Here is a 16,422-nt window from a genome sequence, read left to right on the forward strand (position 1 = left end):
ACAAAAGTGGAAGATCCTGTTAGTAGTGTGTTGACTTTGGGGCTGGAAGGATTGTTGTTAGCGTTGCTGATTTATTTGTCTAATTTCTTCTCTTCTTCCGAAACTGCGCTGACATTGATGAGTAAGATTAAGATCAAAGAGTTCTTGGAGAAAAAAGAAGGAGATACTGAAAGAGAGAGCTACATTCACCTTTTTAATAAGTATCTTACTACAATTTTGATAAGTAACAACCTTGTCAATCTTTTCGCCTCATCTATCTCCACCCTCATCTTTTTGAATCTCCTCAGAAATTTGAGTGAAGAATTTGTGGCGATTGTTTCCACCCTCTTTATCACAACCATTTTGCTCATATTCGGTGAGATCACACCGAAAGTCATGGCGAGAGCAGAGCCTGAAAGAATCTTCCGTAGATCCATAGGTGTAATCAGATTCCTAACGAAAATTTTTGATCCTGTTGGAAAAATCTTGGTGAAAATGTCTGACGGCATAATTTCTTTGAGACACGGCAAAAAGATTTCTGAAGATCTCTTTATTACTGAAGAGGATATTGTGTCCATTGTTCAGGTCGGTGGCGAAATGGGAGTCATAGAGCAAGAAGAGGAAAGAATTGTCAAACGAGCTTTTGAGATGAAACAGATAGCTGTGAAAGAGATTATGACACCGAGAGTAGATATAGTAGCCATAGAAGAGAATCAAACGATAAAAGAATTGATAGAGTTGATAGAAGATGAAGGATATTCGCGAATTCCGGTGTACAGAGAAACGATTGACAACATCGTGGGAGTGTGTTATGCCAAGGATGTCCTCTCAATCTTGGCAGAAAAGAATTACGAAGAAGTGAAAAACATGAAAGTGAAGGAGATAATGAGAGAAGCTCTTTATGTTCCCGAAACTATGAGTATAGACGAACTCTTGAAGATTCTCAAGTCTAAAAAAATTCATATAGCGATTGTAGTTGACGAGTATGGAGGAACGGCAGGGCTTGTTACGCTTGAAGATATAATAGAGGAACTTTTTGGAGATATTATGGACGAATACGATTACGACGAGGTTTCAGGAATAAAAAAGATTGCTGATAGGACTTATATCGTCGATGGAAGCACTCCAATAAACGATTTAGAAATAGAACTTCGTGTTCAGTTCCCAGAAACGGAATACGAAACGATAGCAGGGTATCTCCTCGAGTATTTCAAAAGAATTCCCAATGTCGGAGAGGAAGCCGTCATAGGAAATCTTTATTTTAAAGTGTTGGCTGTCGGTAAGAATAGGATAGAGAAAATCATGATAAAAGTTTTGGAGGGTGAAGAGAGTGGATCCGAAAAAACTGGTGAAGATAGCACTGGAGGTTCGGGAGAAAGCGTACGCTAGATATTCTGGATTCAGAGTAGGAGCCGCTCTGCTCACAAAGAGTGGACGTGTGTTCACGGGGGTCAATGTGGAAAACGCATCTTATGGATTGACCGTGTGTGCAGAAAGAGTTGCTGTGTTCAAAGCTATTTCCGAAGGGGAGAGGGAATTCGTCGCTATCGCTATCGCTTCTGATTCTTCTGAAAAGACGGTACCTTGTGGGGCATGTAGACAGGTGCTCTACGAATTCTGTGAAGATCTTGATGTTATAATGGCGGATCGCGAGGGAAATTATGAAATCGTCAAATTGAGAGATCTCTTCCCCAGAGGATTCAAATTAGGAGGTGAAGAACATTAAATCCGGATTCGTTGCGCTGGCAGGAAAGCCGAACGTAGGGAAATCCACGTTTATAAACGCTGTTTTTGGTAGAAAAGTTGTGATTGTTTCCGATAAACCTCAAACAACGAGGAACAGAATAAACTGCATTTATACTGATAAGGACAGCCAGATAATCTTTGTTGACACTCCTGGTATTCACAAGCCACTTCATAGATTGGGAGAATACATGGTAAAAGCAGCCGTTCAAGCACTTAAAGGCGTAGATTTGATACTGTTCATGCTCGACGCTGCCGACGGATTTACAAAGACAGATGAACATGTTGCAAAAATAGTTAACGAAGCAGGAACGAAAACCATCTTGGTGGTGAACAAGATAGATGTGTCTGGAGAGGAAAAAGCGAAAGCAGTTGGTGAACTGGCGAAAAGTTTGGTAGAAAACGTAGTTTCAGTACATTATATTTCCGCTTTGAAAGGAATCGGTGTATCTGATGTTTTGGAAAAAATAAAGGAGGAGTTACCGGAAGGACCGCAATATTATCCGGAGGACATGATTACAGACAGGCCGCTTTCTTTCATGGCTGCAGAGATCATTAGAGAGAAGATTTTCCATCTCACTAGACAAGAAGTACCACACTCTACAGCAGTTGTGATAGAGGAAGTGAAAGATAGACCGAACGGTGTTCTTTACATTCGGGCAACAATATACGTGGAACGTGAGTCCCAGAAAGGTATACTCATAGGCAAAAATGGAAGTATGATAAAGAAGATTGGAACACTCGCCCGAGAGGAAATAGAATTTCTTGTGGGAAGGAGAGTGTTTCTGGATCTGAATGTGAAAGTGAAAGAGAAATGGAGAGAGAAGGACTTCATAATTCTCCAAGAAATAGGTTTAAAACACGACATCAAATGAGGTGAGGTCCCATGAAATGTTCGGGCTGCGGAGCTAACATACAGTTCGAAGATCCCAGAAAGCCTGGGTACATTCCTCGAGAAGTTTTTGAAAAGAGAGTGGAGGAAGGAAAGGAAATTCTCTGCCAGCGATGTTTCAAAATAAAACATTATGGGAAATTGGAACCAGTTGAATACAATTGGGATTTCAAAAATCAGCTGAAATCTTATCTTGGAGGTTTTGAAGTTGTCCTCTGGGTAATAGACATATTCGATTTTGAAAGCACTTACAGGGAGGACATAGCAAATATTCTGAAGGGAAAAAAAATAGTTTATGTGATCAACAAAATCGATCTTCTTCCGAAAGCGGTTACTGTGAAGGAAGTAAAAGAATGGGTGAAGAGGAGAATAAGAACGACAAACCCAGAGGATATAAGGGTAGTTAGTGCGGAGAAAAACTACGGTTTGAGGTCGCTTGTGAAACACCTCATCAAATTGACCGATAAGGTTTTGGTAATAGGTGTCACAAATGTTGGGAAATCTTCTCTTTTGAACAAAATATGCACCCATGAAAACACGATTAGTCCTTTCCCAGGTACAACTTTAGGTATCTTGAGAAGGAAAGCTAGAGATGCGAATCTTTATCTGTACGATACCCCTGGAATCATGACCAAAGATAGAATTCTGGATCTTCTAGATCCAGACTGTCAGAAAAGAATACTTCCAAGGGGAGAGCTCTCGAGAAGGACGTTCAAACCCAGAGGTGAAAGAACGGTTTTCATGGGAGGATTGTGTAGATTCGATATAAAGTATGAAACGGAACTTTCTCCTATATTTCTACTCTTCTCCTCGAAGGAGGTTGTTTTTCACGAAACGAAGCGAAAAAGAGCAGATGAATTGATGAAAAACAGATTGGGTGACTTTTTGAAACCCCCGTGTAACAAATCAAGATACGAAGATTTCAAGTGGAAGAAAGAAACTTTTATCTTGAAGGAAGGAGAAGAATTGGCGGTAGCAGGACTGGGATGGTTGAGTGTCCGAAGAGGACCGTTTATCGTTGAAGTTACCGTCCCGGAAAATGTAAAACTCGCTGTGAGGGAAGCTTTAGTGAATCCCAAACGTTAGGTAATGGGAATTCCCCGTTTTTTAGCCAAATCCTCGAGAACTTTTCTTTCTTCTCTGGACAGATTCTTTGGAATCTCAACTTGAACATTCACGAGTAAGTCTCCTCTTCGTCCATACTCGTCTGGTAGACCTTTACCTTTCAATTTGAACACCGTTCCAGGTTGTGTGCCAGCTGGTATCTTTAACATAGTGGTTCCACCCTCTGGAAGGGGGATTTCGACAGTGGTTCCCAGAATTGCTTGGAGGTAATCTATCGTGATATCGTACAGTAGATTCTTTCCGGATTTTCTGAACCTGTTGTCGGGTTTCAGTCTCACTATTACAATCAAATCACCATAAGGCCCTCCATAGTATCCTGCATTCCCACCGCCAGGTATCCTCAACTGAGTTCCATCTTCAACGTTCGGTGGTATCTTTATAGTTCTTCGCACTCTCCTTAGAACTCTTCCACTCCCGCCACACTCATGACAGAGCTCTCTGGGAATCTTTCCTGTTCCCCCGCATTCGTCACATGTGCGCTCACTAACAAAATACCCAAAGAAAGACCGTTTTTCCTCTCTGATTCTTCCTGTTCCACCACATTTAGGACAGTTGATGTACCCGGAATCAGGCTCTACTCCTGTACCACCACATCTAGGACATGTTTCGTATCTTTCGTACTCTATTGGTATTTCTGTTCCATTGATCAGGTCAGAAAGATTTACCTCTATTTCATATTTGATATCCTCTCCTCTATGAGAGTATTCTTTTCTTTCTCTGCGATGTGGTTCTTCCCCAAAAAACACCTCGAATATATCCCTGTTGAAAATATCCTCGAAATCTCTAAGAAAATCTTCGAAAAAACTCCCACTCGTCCTTCCTTCTTGGTAGGAAGGTTGTTCTCCCACGTATCCAAATCGATCGTACATGGCTCTCTTCTGTGGATCACTCAGAATCTCGTAGGCTTCTTGAATTTCTTTAAAACGTTGTTCGGCTTCTTTCCTGTTCTCCGGATGTCTGTCTGGATGCCATTCTTTTACAAGTTTCTTGTAGGCTCTTCTTATTTCTTCTTGAGTGGCGTTTCTCGGAACACCAAGAATTTCGTAGTAATCTTTTTTCTCTCTTCTCATTGGAATCACTCCTCGCTACTATGTTTGCCAGTGGAAATGTCGCTTTTTCTAGGTTTCACTGCCACTTTTACCTTTGCAGGTTTCAAGACCTTTCCATGGAATTTGTAGCCGTTCTCGACAACTTCAAGTATCGTGTACTCTTCCACATCCTCTGTTTCTACTCTTTCAACTGCTTCATGTTCGAAAGGATCGAACGTTTCCCCTATCTGTATTTTCGTGAGTCCCTCTTTTTCAAGGACGTTCAAAAGTTTCTTGTAAATGAGCTTTATTCCTTCGTAAAAAGATTCACCGCGTTCCCCTTGATTCAGTGCTCTTTCAAAATCATCAAGAATGGGAATCAATTTTGATATTAAATATTCGTTCGCATTTTTTATGAGCTCTCTTTTCTCTCGGGCGACTTCTTCTCGATAATTTTCGTATTCAGCTTTCAATCTTTTTGCGTATTCTTCGAGTTCTTTGCATCTTTCTTCCAATTCTTTGCATTCTATTCTTTCTCTTTCAGACATTCTATCACCTCCTGGACACCGATGTGAAGAATTCAGATAAGCGGTTTAACACATAATCGAAAACTTTTCTGTTTTTATCGTATCTTGTCACTTTCGAGGTGAACAAAAAGACACTTCCTATTGGTGAAGTATTTTTGAAGTATCTGCCAGAAAAGATCGCGAATTTCTCCAGTTTTTTTCTCCCAATCTCTTTCCCTATTTTTACCGTTACATCTTTTTCCTCTTCGATCAGACTTTCGAGAAATTCTTGATCTTTCACCTCTTCCAATAGATTCTTTATGTCTTCGAGATCGAGAGTGTCATCCTTTAAGAGATTTTCCAGGCCAACATCTACGTACCTTTCTAGCTTTTCACTGATCACTGATTCTATCAATTTGACAAGATTGCTCCCTCTCAAGGTTTCTACTTTTCCACTCAAGATCTCATCAATCGTTCTTCCTTTGAGAATAAGATTCAATTGTTTCTCTATCTCTTCCCAGTTCCAATTTTCATGGACTCTTATAGGGGTAATTTTTGAAACACCGAATTCTGTAAGTATGGAGAATATAATGTAGTCTTCGGAAATCGGTATGAGCAATACGCGAAGAATTCTTAACTCTTTAGGATTCGGTCTCTCCAGTAGGACGTATCCTCCTGTGAGTCGGGACAAGAGATTTCCAGCCAAGAGTAAGACCTTTTCAGGATCAGCGAGCGGAATAAATTTAATGGCTTCTACTTCCACATCTGTTTCTGTAGTTTCTTCTGTTAGTTTCACCATCTCTTCGTAGTAGAACCTGAAACCTTTGTCGGTCGGAACGCGACCAGCAGAGGTATGGGGTTGATAGATGTATCCAAGATATTCCAGCTTTTTCATATCATTTCTTATAGTGGCACTGCTGAAGTCTATGTTGCTTATTTCAAGCACTCTTTGTGAACTTACAGGTTTTTTGCTTTCTATATATTCTCGAACAATACAATAGAGAACCTTTCTTTGTCGATCGTTCAGTTTTTTGAGATCTTTTCTCCTGTTTTGACGTCCTCTCATGTTAGCACTCCTTTCTGTTGAGTGCTAATATAAGTTTAACATACATTTCAGGGGAATTCAAGGGTAAGAGCAAAACGTTGGGACTTGATTTGTAAATGAAAAGTTGTTAATATATACTGCAGGAAGAGGGCCGAGGTGGCGGAATGGCAGACGCGGCTGACTCAAAATCAGCTGGGGGATGACCCCGTGCGGGTTCAAGTCCCGCCCTCGGCACCAAACCAACAAGGGGCTCCACGAGCCCCTTTGTTTTATTGTTTCATCCTGGGAGGTAAAATTATGACGAAAGTGTTGAAAATCGATCCGTTGAATCCAGATGAGGAAAGTTTAAAAGAAGCTGTGAAGTTGCTTCGAGAAGGTGAAGTAATAGTCTTTCCCACCGAAACCGTCTATGGAATAGGTGCAGATGCCTACAACGAAGAAGCTTGTAGGAAAATTTTTGAAATCAAAGGAAGGCCTTCTGACAACCCTCTTATTGTGCACATAGGTTCTCTTTCTCAACTCAAGGAAATAGCAGACAATTACGAACCTTATATGGATTTTTTAGAAAAATTCTGGCCAGGACCTTTAACGGTTATTTTCCCGAAGAAATCGAAAAAGATTTCTCCCGTTGTCACCGCCGGATTACCAACAGTGGCCGTAAGGATGCCGGCGCATCCCGTTGCACAGAAATTGATAGAAATGTTTGGGCATCCAATAGCCGCACCGAGTGCGAATCTGTCTGGAAGGCCTAGTGCAACAAATGCAAAACATGTTGTAGAAGACTTCATGGGAAGAGTCAAAATGATTTTGGATGCAGGGAACGCTCCTTTCGGATTGGAATCAACCATAATAGATCTCTCTAAAGATCATCCCGTTCTCCTGAGACCCGGTCCTGTTGAGGTCGAAAAATTAAAAGAGATTTTTCCCGAACTTGTTGTCCCAGATTTTGTGAGAAGTGGTAAATTCTCTGGGAAGCCTTTAGCTCCAGGTATGAAGTACCGACATTATGCTCCTTCTAAACCTTTGATCCTAGTTGAAAATTTGGAAAAGATGGAAGGAATCTTGAGGAAATATCCAAATCATATTGTGATATGCGTTGAGGAGCGGAAGGATCTGTACAGAAAAAAAATCGTTGTAGGTTCTTTGAAAAAACCTTACAGCATTGCCCAAAATATGTTTGCAGCGCTCAGGGAAGCAGAAAAAACAGAAAAAGAGTATATAATTGTTGAAGGGGTTGAAGAAAGGGGTATTCTTTTTGCTGTGATGAATCGGCTCAGAAAAGCAGCGAGTGAAATTGTGAGGTGAACCTTCTTGAAGGAAGAAACATACGATCACCAAACTAACAAGTTACTTTTGCTTCTATCGATATTGATAATGGAATTTTCGAATTCGAAAGAGGAAAAGGATGTTCTCCTCAGTTTGTTGAATCTTGTAAAAAGAACTGTGAATGTCAGCGATGCTCTCCTGATCGACGAGAAAAAAAGAGTGATCCTTGGTAGGGAAATAGACGTCAGCAGATTTGAGGAGTTTATAGATTGGTCTTTGAGACAAGCTTCTCCTACTTTTGTAGAAGATTCGGGGAACTACGTAGGAATCGTTCCTATAGTCAAGCTAGAGAATTTTTTTGGAAGCTTGATAGTTTTCATGGATCACCAACCTTCGATGGAAGAGATGGAGATTTTCAAGATCTTTTCTTTTCTCTCTGCTGTCGTGCTGGAGAATATAAGGCTTTATCGCGAACTGGAGGGAACATACGATTATTTGAGTACGATTCTCAACAGTCTTCCGGAAGGGATATTTGTTTATTCAAACAATGGAGTACGTTTCCAGAACAAAAAATTTGAAGAGGAAAACTTTCCAGAGGACGTACTGGAGGAAGCGATATCCATCTCGGAAGAAGCCATTTCATTCAAAGTAGAGCGAACAGGTGAGATCGAATCCGACGGGGAATATTTCTCTATTGTTTCCGTTCCCCTTTTTTACAACGGTGAAGTACAGGCTTTAACGATCGTGGAGAACGTTACAGCCTCTAAGGAACTTGAGAGATTGAAACGCATAGATAGAATGAAGACAGAATTTGTGGCGAATATATCCCATGAACTCAGAACACCTTTGGCTGCGATAAAAGCTTATGCAGAAACAATCTACAACAGTTTGGGAGAGCTCGACAGTGAAACTCTTGGGGAATTCATGAAAGTGATTTTAGACCAAAGTAATCATCTTGAGAGCCTTCTCGATGAACTCTTAGATTTTTCAAGACTCGAAAGGAGAGCATTGCAGATAAACAAAGAAGAGGTTAACATATGTGAGTTGATCGAAAGTGCGGTGGATGCGATAAGGGAATTTGCCTCCTCGCACGGTGTGAAGGTGTTTTTCGAAAGAAAAGTTCCGTGTACCAAAGTAAAAGTGGATAAGAAGAGAATGAAGCAGGTCCTTTTGAATCTTTTGAACAACGGTGTGAAGTATTCAAAGAAGGATGCTTCGGAGAAGTATGTAAAAGTGATATTGGACAGAGACGATGAAGGGACGTTGATCATCGTCGAAGATAATGGAATAGGAATTCCTGAACACGCCAAGGAGAAGATATTCGAACGATTTTACAGAGTTGATTCTTCTTTGACGTACGAAGTTTCTGGAACAGGTCTTGGTTTAGCCATAACAAAGGAAATTGTGGAGCTACATGGTGGAAAGATATGGGTTGAAAGTAAGGAGGGAGAGGGATCCAAGTTTTTCGTATGGATCCCCGAAGATCATGGCGATAACACTGTTGGACAAAATAGTTGAAGAAATAGATAAGTTACCTTCTCCTAATGTTGTTGTTCAAAGAATAGTAGCCGTATGCTCGAAACCGGATGCCTCTTCAACCGAAGTGGCAAATACTCTCATGATGGACGCCAGTTTAAGTGCCAGAGTATTGAAACTCGCAAATTCTGCTTATTATGGAATTCCGAGAAAAATAACTACTTTGAGTGAAGCGGTGATGATCCTCGGCTTCAAAACGGTGAGAAATCTTGCCCTTAGTGTTTTTACCTACGATATGATCTTCAAGAACAAAAGAACTGGTGTTGACAGAGAAAAATTGTGGGAACATTTCATAGCAACGGCTGTTGCTTCCGAAACTGTCGCAGAAACAACAGGATATCCTTTAAAAGAGGAGATTTTCATAGCAGGTCTGCTTCATGATATTGGGAAAGTTGTATATGATTTTCTGTTTTCGGATGTCTTGGAAATGGAAGCCCAAATCGCAAAAAAATCGAAAAGGAATTTGATAGAAATAGAGGAAGAACTTGGAATTCCACCACACACTGAAGTTGGAGCAAAGCTGCTGGCAACTTGGAACTTTCCCGATCTTCTTGTCTATTCAGCCGATTATCATCACAGTGTTGAAGCAAACCCAAACGAGCTTTTTCTCAATCAAGTGGCGATGGTACACATAGGAGATGTATTGGCAAATCTCATGGTGAGAGGAGCTTCTTTGTCCTGGGGAACGCCATCTCTTTCACCTTTTGCCTTGAATGCGTTGCGAATGAAACCAAGAACTCTTGTGAGAATCTTAGAGAAATCCAAAGAAAAATACGAAAGAGCACAGGAGTTTCTGAAATTAGAAGAATAAGGAGGTGTTAGATTATGCATCCAACTTACAGGAAGGCAATGCTCGAATCTGAAATACAAAAACTTTTGACCGAAGCATTGCAGCATATGAAGGATCCACGTTTAAAAAAAGAGTTTGTGACTTTCTCTCGCGTCGAATTGTCGAAAGACAAAAGATATGCAGATGTGTACGTAAGTTTCTTGGGTAAACCGGAAGAACGGAAAGAGGTGGTAGAAATACTTAATAAAGCAAAGGGTTTTTTTAGAACTTTTGTGGCGAAAAATTTGAGGCTTTATGTTGCACCCGAGATTCGCTTCTATGAAGATAAGGGAATAGAGGCAAGTGTGAGGGTTCATCAACTTTTGAACGAATTGGGATACGATCCGTTTAAAGGGGAGGAGAAAGAAAAAGAATGAAGCATGGAATAATTGTTGCTTATAAACCAAAAGGTCCCACTTCTCACGATACTGTTGACGAAGTGAGAAAGAAGCTAAAAACCCGGAAAGTAGGACATGCTGGTACGTTGGATCCTTTTGCTTGTGGTGTTCTCATTATTGGAATAAACCAAGGCACCCGTGTCTTAGAGTTCTACAAGGATCTGAACAAAGTGTACTGGGTGAAAATGAGATTAGGATTGATAACTGAAACTTTTGACATCACAGGTGAAGTTGTAGAAGAAAGAGAGTGCAAAGTTTCGGAGGAAGAAATAAGAGAAGCAATATTCTCCTTTGTAGGAGAATACGAGCAGGTTCCACCAGCTTATTCTGCAAAAAAATATAAAGGAGAGCGTCTCTATAAACTGGCTAGAGATGGGAAGATCATAAGTCTGCCTCCCCGAAAAGTTAGAATTTTCAAAATTTGGGATGTGAAGATCTCAGGAAAGGAGGTTTCTTTCAGGGTAGAAGTTTCGTCAGGAACTTATGTAAGATCTCTCTGTATGGATATTGGGTACAAACTTGGATGTGGCGCCACAGCTGTAGAACTTGTTAGAGAACGAGTGGGGCATCATAATCTCGAAGAAAGTATTAACGTTTTTGAAGCTACGCCGGAAGAATTGGAAAGCAAAATAATTCCTTTGGAGAAAACATTGGAGTGGTTTGCAAGTGTCGTGGTTTATCAAAAATTTGCAAGTGGGGTCCTCAATGGTTCACAGATATTTTTAGAAATGCTCAAAGAATGGGATGAATTCAGAAAAGACGATGTTGTTAAAGTGTTTGATGAAGAAGGGAATTTGTTGGCACTAGCTATGGCGGAAAGGAATTCTTCTTTTTTGTACACTTTGAAAAGACAGAGAAGGAATGAACGAGTGTTGAAACTCATAAAAGTCTTTAACATGAGGTGAAAACATGGTTGTCACTATCGGAGTATTCGACGGTGTTCATATTGGACACCAAAAAATTTTGGAAGCACTCAAAGATGTTGCCTCTTTCAAAAGACTTCCTGGTTTAATATTCACAATTTCTCATCCGCCAGAGTACTTCTCACCCAATTTTCCAGGACTTCTCATATCCACAGAAGAAAGAGTGAGGATTCTTTCTCAATATTCAAAAACGGTTGTTTTAGACTTTTTGCAGATCAAGGATCTTTCACCGGAACACTTTGTCGAAAAGTACTTACCAGGAGTTTCAACTGTTGTTGTTGGGAAAGATTTCAAATTCGGTAAAAATGCGGAGGGTGACGCTTCTTTCTTAAAGAAAAAAGGAATAGAAGTTCATGAGGTTGAAGATGTGGTTGTTGGTGGAAAAAGAGTGAGCAGTTCTTTGATCAGAAGCCTTGTCCAAGAAGGTAATGTGGAAGAAATACCACTGTATCTTGGAAGATTTTACGAAATATCGGGCATTGTCTATAAAGATAGACAATTTGGTAAAAAGTTGGGATTTCCAACAGCCAACATTGATAGAGGAAGAGAAAAGCTCGTAGATTTGAGAAGAGGAATCTATTTAGTTAGGGTGCATCTTCCTAGTCGAGAGAAAAAATTTGGTGTCATGAACGTGGGATTAAGGCCAACGGTGGGAGATTCCTCCCATATAAAGTACGAAGTTTACATTCTGGACTTCGAAGGGGAGCTGTACAATGAGTACTTGAAAGTGGAAGTGATAAAGTTTTTGAGGCCGGAGAAGAAATTCGCCTCTGTTAAAGAATTGAAGAACGCTATAGAAAAAGATGTTTTTCTCGCGAGAAAGTTGGTGAGTGATATAATCAATTCGAATTCAAGCAAAGGAGGTGGTACCACATGAAGAGGTTAACGTACACTGCCATGTGGCTTGCTGTTGGAATAGCACTCGCTTATCTTTTCCATTTGGTTAACCTTGGAAGGATGTTTTTACCTCTTCACCTTGTGGCAATGCTCGCCGGAGCAACTTCGGGAGCTTTTGTGGGGGGGATCGTTGGGGCGTTTCTTCCACTCCTTTCGTTTCTAACTATGGGAATGCCTCCTTTTCCCATATTCCTGTTCATGATACCAGAGATCTTCTTCTACGGCTTCATTCCAGGAATCATGAAAAGAAGCAACATATTTCTACGTCTCCTCATTGCCATACTCGTTGGTAGATTAGTTTATTCTATCTCTTACTATACAATTGGTCTCCTCATTGGCATCAAACTTCAGCCGATTACTTCTGTAATTCTAAGTTTCACCACGGGAATTCCTGGTGTGATACTTCAATTCATAGTAGTTCCGCTTGTATACAGGAGACTTCAATTGATATTTGAGAAGGGAGGAAAAGAGAATGCCTGAGATCGTTTACGCAGCAGCTCCCGGTGCATCAAACGGGACTGCTACAACCTCCACGAGCGGGGGTTGGGGAAGTCTTTTGTTTATGCTCATCTTTTTCATAGCAATTTTCTATTTTTTGATCATCCTTCCTCAAAGAAGGAGAGAGAAACAGTTTCAGCAGATGTTGAGTCAATTAAAACGCGGAGATACTGTTGTTACAATAGGAGGAATTGTTGGGAAAGTGATCGACATTAAAAAAGACACCGTTAAAATCAAAACGGCAAATGCTACGGAGCTTGAAATCACTAAGAGGGCAATTTCTACAGTTATAAAAGAGAAAGCACAAGAAAGTCAGGAGGGATGATCGATGCGGGGAGATAAGGTAAGACTTGTTGTAGTATTGGCAGTTCTGATTGGTGCCCTACTGGCTCTCTTTTGGCCCAGCAAAGGTGGTTGGATGTCTAACATCCGTCTTGGTTTAGATATAAAAGGTGGTGCAAGGATCGAATACCTGGTTGAGATAGAAGAAGGAACGGAAAATCCCACTGATGTTGTCGATGATGTGTGGACAGTTTTGAGAAATCGTCTCGATGCCGCTGGTTATACAGAAGCATCTGTGAAGAAAGTCTTTCGGGAAAACAAATCTTACATAGTTGTTGAAATACCTGGGGCGACTGACACAGTTCAAGCTGAAAAACTCATTGGTTCAACGGGTGTTCTTTACTTTGCTCAAGTACTCGATGAATATCTCGGTGACGATCCAACGAAAGTGCCGGAACTAGCTCTCGAAGCCAAAAGGGAGAATGCAACATGGCTTAGAGGAAGAGATGGGAAATGGTACCTTGTGAAGAAGGAGATAATGGGAAGAAAGGATCTAGTTCTTGAAGCGCCTCGCATTATCTACGCAAGACCCGAGGTAGAGACAAGAACGGGTCGATACGGTTACAAGGTTTCATTCGAGCTAGCCAAAGAATATGTAGAAAAGTTCAAAAAGATTACACAAGCTCTTTATGTTCCCGAGGGGACTTACGATCCAAAAAAAAGACTGGCCATCGTCCTAGATAACGTAGTCCAGTTTGCAGGTCAAGTTGTGGCCATCATCACTGATGGAAAGGCTGAAATAACAGGAAACTTCTCTTTAGAAGAGGCAAAACAACTCGCTGCCATTTTGAGAAGTGGGGCATTGCCAGCTAGACTCGTGAAAACCTCATCTGGGTGGGTTGCACCACTTCTTGGGCGTGATGTGATCGATTCTTCGTTGAAAGCAGGTATCATAGGAATTATTTTGGTTCTTGCTTACATGCTGGTTTACTACAGAGCAATGGGAATCGTTGCTGATCTTGCTCTCATCTACAACACCATTTTGCTTTTGGGAGTTATGGCAGCTGGTAAATTCATTCTTACCCTCCCTGGAATAGCCGGTATCATCTTGACCATAGGAACAACCGTTGATGGGAACGTGATCATATACGAAAGAATAAAGGAAGAAATGAGAGCAGGAAAACCTGTGAGAACATCCATAGCAGCGGGTTTTGATCGTTCGCTGTCGACAATACTCGATGCGAACATCACAACTATTCTCACCGGACTCATATTGTATTATTTCGGAACTGGAACCGTGAAAGGTTTTGCCATTACATTAATCATAGGTGTTCTTGGAAGCATCTTCGTGAATCTGGTTTTCAGTAGGCTCCTTCTCGATGCTCTAGCACCGTTTCTGAAAACGCCCAAAGTTGTTGAAGAAGCGCAGGGAGGGAACAAACGATGAGAAGAGAGATTGACTTCATGGGAAAATCGAGGATATTCATAACGATTTCTTTGATCTTGATAGCGATTTCTGTCGTATCTATCTTTACAAAAGGATTCAATTTCGGTGTTGAATTCACCGGAGGGTCGGAAATCGTAGTTCGATTTGAAAACAAAAGCATTACGGAAGCTGACATAAGGAAAGCGATCTCTCAAATCTCTGAAGAACTTGCAAGTTCAAGAATTGTTCAGGTACGTTCGGCGGGGGATCCGGCCAATGTCTTGAAGTATTCTATCGTCGTTTCAAAAATTTATGAACCTGAGGAAAAACAAAAAATTCAAGAGGAAATTGAACACCTCCTTTCTGGAAAAGTGGTTTCCTTCAATGAAATAAGCGGTACAGCTGCTGAGGAAATCAAAAGAGGGACTTGGACAGCCATTCTTGTAGCCCTCGTGGTGCTTTTGATTTACATCACCATCAGGTTCAGATTCATATTCGGTGTTGCCGCTATTATCGCGCTTGTTCACGATGTTTTGATCACAATGGGATTTTTCTCTATTTTTGGATACGAAATAAACGTTGCAGCGGTGGCAGCGTTCCTCACTTTACTTGGATACTCTTTAAACGATACTATCGTTCTTTCTGATAGGATCAGAGAGAATATGAAAAGATATAGAGGAAGGAACATAGTAAACATTGTGAACATGAGTATAAACCAAGTTCTTGCTAGAACGATCAATACCTCTTTAACGACGTTCTTGGTGGTCTTCGTTCTTCTGCTATTTGCTGGTAATGCGGTGAAACCGTTCGCTTTCGGTATGACCGTGGGAACTGTAGTGGGGACATATTCTTCACTGTACGTAGTATCCCCCATCATTGTGAAGTGGACAAAATAATTGAGGGGCCTTGTGGCCCCTTTAAAATTTAAAATTCCACTCTACTCATGTCACCGAGAATAAGATTCAAACTCGTAGGGCGTTTTTTCGAGCTTCTAACAGAAACACCCTTTCCCAGAATAGAGGAATCCACTCTTTTCTCTATACCAATGATCGAACAATCATCCATAACTATGCTGTTTTCTAGTTCACAATCTTCCAAGATCACGTTGTTTCCCACAGAGGTGTAAGGTCCTATGTAAGTATCCTTAATGAAACAGTTCTCTCCTACTACAACAGGGCCTCTGATAACGGAATTGACAATTCTGGTGGCTTTTCCTATCATCACCGTTCCTTGTATATCGGATTTTTCGTCAACAGATCCCAAAATTTCTTCGTTTATTTGCATAAGAATTTTGCGATTTGCTTCCAGAAGATCATCTGGTTTTCCGGTGTCTTTCCACCAGCCGTATATGATGTAACCCTTTACTTTTTCACCTTTTTCTATGAGGTACTCTATGGCATCTGTGATTTCGAGTTCGCCTCTCCACGAAGGTTTTATGTTTTCTATGCCTTCAAAAATCTTGTTTCTAAAAAGATAAAGTCCAACTATTGCAAGATTGCTCGGTGGAACCTTCGGTTTTTCTACGACTTTGAGCACTCTATCTCCGTCCATCACAGCCACTCCGAATCTCGTAGGATCTTTGACAGGTGAAAGCAAAATGGATGCGGCATAATCCGATTGCTCGAAATCTCTTAGAAACTTACTCAGATCTTCAAGGATTAGATTGTCTCCAAGGTACATGAGAAAATCATCGTCGCCGAGAAATCCTTTGGACACTAAAACAGCATGAGCAAGCCCTTTAGGTTCCTCTTGGACTATGTAGGTTATCTTTAAACCGAAAGATTCTCCGTTTCCGATGATTTTTCTAAATTCCTCTTTGTTGAAAGGATTCACAACAATTCCCACTTCTTCAATACCCGCACGAGCAATGCTTTCTAGACTGTAAAAAAGAATCGGTTTGTTTGCAATAGGAATAAGGTGTTTCGCAGTGGTGAAAGTCAATGGCCTGAGTCTAGTACCCCTTCCTGCGCATAAAACGATCGCTTTTTTCACAACTTTACACCTCCTTCTCACAGAATTATATCAATCAACCATGATAGAATAGGTTAG

General features: G+C 40.8%; 18 protein-coding genes and 1 tRNA gene. 15 read left to right on the forward strand and 4 right to left on the reverse strand.

The window, feature by feature from the left end:
- Positions 1-6 precede the first annotated feature (6 nt).
- Genes AS005_RS08200 through yqeH form a run of 4 tightly spaced genes read left to right on the forward strand, consistent with a single transcriptional unit; the run spans position 7 to position 3,700 of the window.
- The gene (locus tag AS005_RS08200) at positions 7-1,368 is read left to right on the forward strand and encodes a hemolysin family protein (RefSeq protein WP_101511223.1); all 1,362 of its coding nucleotides are present in this window, start codon (positions 7-9) and stop codon (positions 1,366-1,368) included.
- Positions 1,310-1,705, forward strand: coding sequence for a cytidine deaminase (gene cdd / locus AS005_RS08205; RefSeq protein WP_101511224.1), 396 nt, complete (start codon positions 1,310-1,312; stop codon positions 1,703-1,705). The genes AS005_RS08200 and cdd overlap by 59 nt, the downstream gene beginning before the upstream one ends.
- Positions 1,701-2,597: a GTPase Era gene (gene era / locus AS005_RS08210; protein ID WP_199203896.1), complete on the forward strand. Its 897-nt coding sequence runs from the start codon at positions 1,701-1,703 to the stop codon at positions 2,595-2,597. Before cdd ends, era begins: the two co-directional genes overlap by 5 nt.
- A gap of 11 nt (positions 2,598-2,608) precedes the next feature.
- On the forward strand, positions 2,609-3,700 hold the full coding sequence (gene yqeH, locus AS005_RS08215; protein WP_101511226.1) for a ribosome biogenesis GTPase YqeH: 1,092 nt from the start codon (positions 2,609-2,611) through the stop codon (positions 3,698-3,700).
- On the opposite strand, the gene dnaJ is transcribed toward yqeH, so the two are convergent.
- The 3 genes from dnaJ to hrcA are packed head-to-tail and all read right to left on the reverse strand — an operon-like array spanning position 3,697 to position 6,339.
- Positions 3,697-4,809, reverse strand: a complete 1,113-nt coding sequence (gene dnaJ / locus AS005_RS08220; RefSeq protein ID WP_101511227.1) for a molecular chaperone DnaJ — start codon at positions 4,807-4,809, stop codon at positions 3,697-3,699. The genes yqeH and dnaJ overlap by 4 nt on opposite strands.
- 5 nt (positions 4,810-4,814) lie before the next feature.
- Entirely contained in the window at positions 4,815-5,315 is a 501-nt protein-coding gene (locus AS005_RS08225) for a nucleotide exchange factor GrpE (protein ID WP_101511228.1), read from the reverse strand.
- A 4-nt stretch (positions 5,316-5,319) separates the two neighbouring features.
- On the reverse strand, positions 5,320-6,339 hold the full coding sequence (gene hrcA, locus AS005_RS08230) for a heat-inducible transcriptional repressor HrcA (RefSeq protein WP_101511229.1): 1,020 nt from the start codon (positions 6,337-6,339) through the stop codon (positions 5,320-5,322).
- A 129-nt stretch (positions 6,340-6,468) separates the two neighbouring features.
- On the opposite strand from hrcA, the gene AS005_RS08235 reads away from it, so the two are divergent.
- The 11 genes from AS005_RS08235 (at position 6,469) to secF (ending at position 15,269) form a co-directional block, all read left to right on the forward strand.
- Positions 6,469-6,555, forward strand: a tRNA-Leu gene (locus AS005_RS08235).
- 60 nt (positions 6,556-6,615) lie between these two features.
- Positions 6,616-7,623, forward strand: coding sequence for an L-threonylcarbamoyladenylate synthase (locus tag AS005_RS08240; RefSeq protein WP_101511230.1), 1,008 nt, complete (start codon positions 6,616-6,618; stop codon positions 7,621-7,623).
- Between the two features lie 6 nt (positions 7,624-7,629).
- Entirely contained in the window at positions 7,630-9,102 is a 1,473-nt protein-coding gene (locus AS005_RS08245) for a cell wall metabolism sensor histidine kinase WalK (protein ID WP_233186298.1), read from the forward strand.
- Positions 9,071-9,931 carry an HDOD domain-containing protein gene (locus AS005_RS08250; protein WP_101511231.1) on the forward strand — a complete coding sequence of 287 codons (861 nt, stop codon included), beginning with the start codon at positions 9,071-9,073 and terminating at the stop codon, positions 9,929-9,931. Before AS005_RS08245 ends, AS005_RS08250 begins: the two co-directional genes overlap by 32 nt.
- 14 nt (positions 9,932-9,945) lie before the next feature.
- Positions 9,946-10,326 carry a 30S ribosome-binding factor RbfA gene (gene rbfA / locus AS005_RS08255; RefSeq protein ID WP_101511232.1) on the forward strand — a complete coding sequence of 127 codons (381 nt, stop codon included), beginning with the start codon at positions 9,946-9,948 and terminating at the stop codon, positions 10,324-10,326.
- Positions 10,323-11,252, forward strand: a complete 930-nt coding sequence (gene truB, locus AS005_RS08260) for a tRNA pseudouridine(55) synthase TruB (protein ID WP_101511233.1) — start codon at positions 10,323-10,325, stop codon at positions 11,250-11,252. Before rbfA ends, truB begins: the two co-directional genes overlap by 4 nt.
- Positions 11,253-11,256: 4 nt before the next feature.
- A complete protein-coding gene (gene ribF / locus AS005_RS08265; RefSeq protein WP_101511234.1) occupies positions 11,257-12,147 on the forward strand; it encodes a riboflavin biosynthesis protein RibF in 891 nt (296 codons plus the stop codon).
- Positions 12,144-12,647, forward strand: a complete 504-nt coding sequence (locus AS005_RS08270; protein ID WP_101511235.1) for an ECF transporter S component — start codon at positions 12,144-12,146, stop codon at positions 12,645-12,647. The genes ribF and AS005_RS08270 overlap by 4 nt, the downstream gene beginning before the upstream one ends.
- A complete protein-coding gene (yajC, locus tag AS005_RS08275; RefSeq protein WP_101511236.1) occupies positions 12,640-12,990 on the forward strand; it encodes a preprotein translocase subunit YajC in 351 nt (116 codons plus the stop codon). The genes AS005_RS08270 and yajC overlap by 8 nt, the downstream gene beginning before the upstream one ends.
- Before the next feature lie 3 nt (positions 12,991-12,993).
- On the forward strand, positions 12,994-14,394 hold the full coding sequence (gene secD / locus AS005_RS08280; protein WP_101511237.1) for a protein translocase subunit SecD: 1,401 nt from the start codon (positions 12,994-12,996) through the stop codon (positions 14,392-14,394).
- Positions 14,391-15,269 (forward strand): protein translocase subunit SecF, encoded by an 879-nt coding sequence (gene secF, locus AS005_RS08285; RefSeq protein ID WP_101511238.1) that lies wholly within the window; start codon positions 14,391-14,393, stop codon positions 15,267-15,269. The genes secD and secF overlap by 4 nt, the downstream gene beginning before the upstream one ends.
- Positions 15,270-15,297: 28 nt before the next feature.
- Here secF and AS005_RS08290 read toward each other — a convergent pair whose 3' ends face one another.
- Positions 15,298-16,365 carry a glucose-1-phosphate thymidylyltransferase gene (locus tag AS005_RS08290; protein WP_101511239.1) on the reverse strand — a complete coding sequence of 356 codons (1,068 nt, stop codon included), beginning with the start codon at positions 16,363-16,365 and terminating at the stop codon, positions 15,298-15,300.
- Between the last annotated feature and the right edge of the window lie 57 nt (positions 16,366-16,422).

Origin of the sequence: Thermotoga sp. KOL6 (genome assembly GCF_002866025.1) — a bacterium.
Classification (GTDB): Bacteria; Thermotogota; Thermotogae; order Thermotogales; family Thermotogaceae; genus Thermotoga.

Bases quoted from the DNA above. Each gene is read 5' to 3' on its own strand.
- AS005_RS08270 (WP_101511235.1), top strand. From the start codon at position 12,144: ATGAAGAGGTTAACGTACACTGCCATGTGGCTTGCTGTTGGAATAGCA.
- AS005_RS08240 (WP_101511230.1), top strand. From the start codon at position 6,616: ATGACGAAAGTGTTGAAAATCGATCCGTTGAATCCAGATGAGGAAAGT.
- secD (WP_101511237.1), top strand. From the start codon at position 12,994: ATGCGGGGAGATAAGGTAAGACTTGTTGTAGTATTGGCAGTTCTGATT.
- secF (WP_101511238.1), top strand. From the start codon at position 14,391: ATGAGAAGAGAGATTGACTTCATGGGAAAATCGAGGATATTCATAACG.
- ribF (WP_101511234.1), top strand. From the start codon at position 11,257: ATGGTTGTCACTATCGGAGTATTCGACGGTGTTCATATTGGACACCAA.
- yajC (WP_101511236.1), top strand. From the start codon at position 12,640: ATGCCTGAGATCGTTTACGCAGCAGCTCCCGGTGCATCAAACGGGACT.
- AS005_RS08225 (WP_101511228.1), bottom strand. From the start codon at position 5,315: ATGTCTGAAAGAGAAAGAATAGAATGCAAAGAATTGGAAGAAAGATGC.
- rbfA (WP_101511232.1), top strand. From the start codon at position 9,946: ATGCATCCAACTTACAGGAAGGCAATGCTCGAATCTGAAATACAAAAA.
- dnaJ (WP_101511227.1), bottom strand. From the start codon at position 4,809: ATGAGAAGAGAGAAAAAAGATTACTACGAAATTCTTGGTGTTCCGAGA.
- AS005_RS08250 (WP_101511231.1), top strand. From the start codon at position 9,071: ATGGCGATAACACTGTTGGACAAAATAGTTGAAGAAATAGATAAGTTA.
- yqeH (WP_101511226.1), top strand. From the start codon at position 2,609: ATGAAATGTTCGGGCTGCGGAGCTAACATACAGTTCGAAGATCCCAGA.
- hrcA (WP_101511229.1), bottom strand. From the start codon at position 6,339: ATGAGAGGACGTCAAAACAGGAGAAAAGATCTCAAAAAACTGAACGAT.
- truB (WP_101511233.1), top strand. From the start codon at position 10,323: ATGAAGCATGGAATAATTGTTGCTTATAAACCAAAAGGTCCCACTTCT.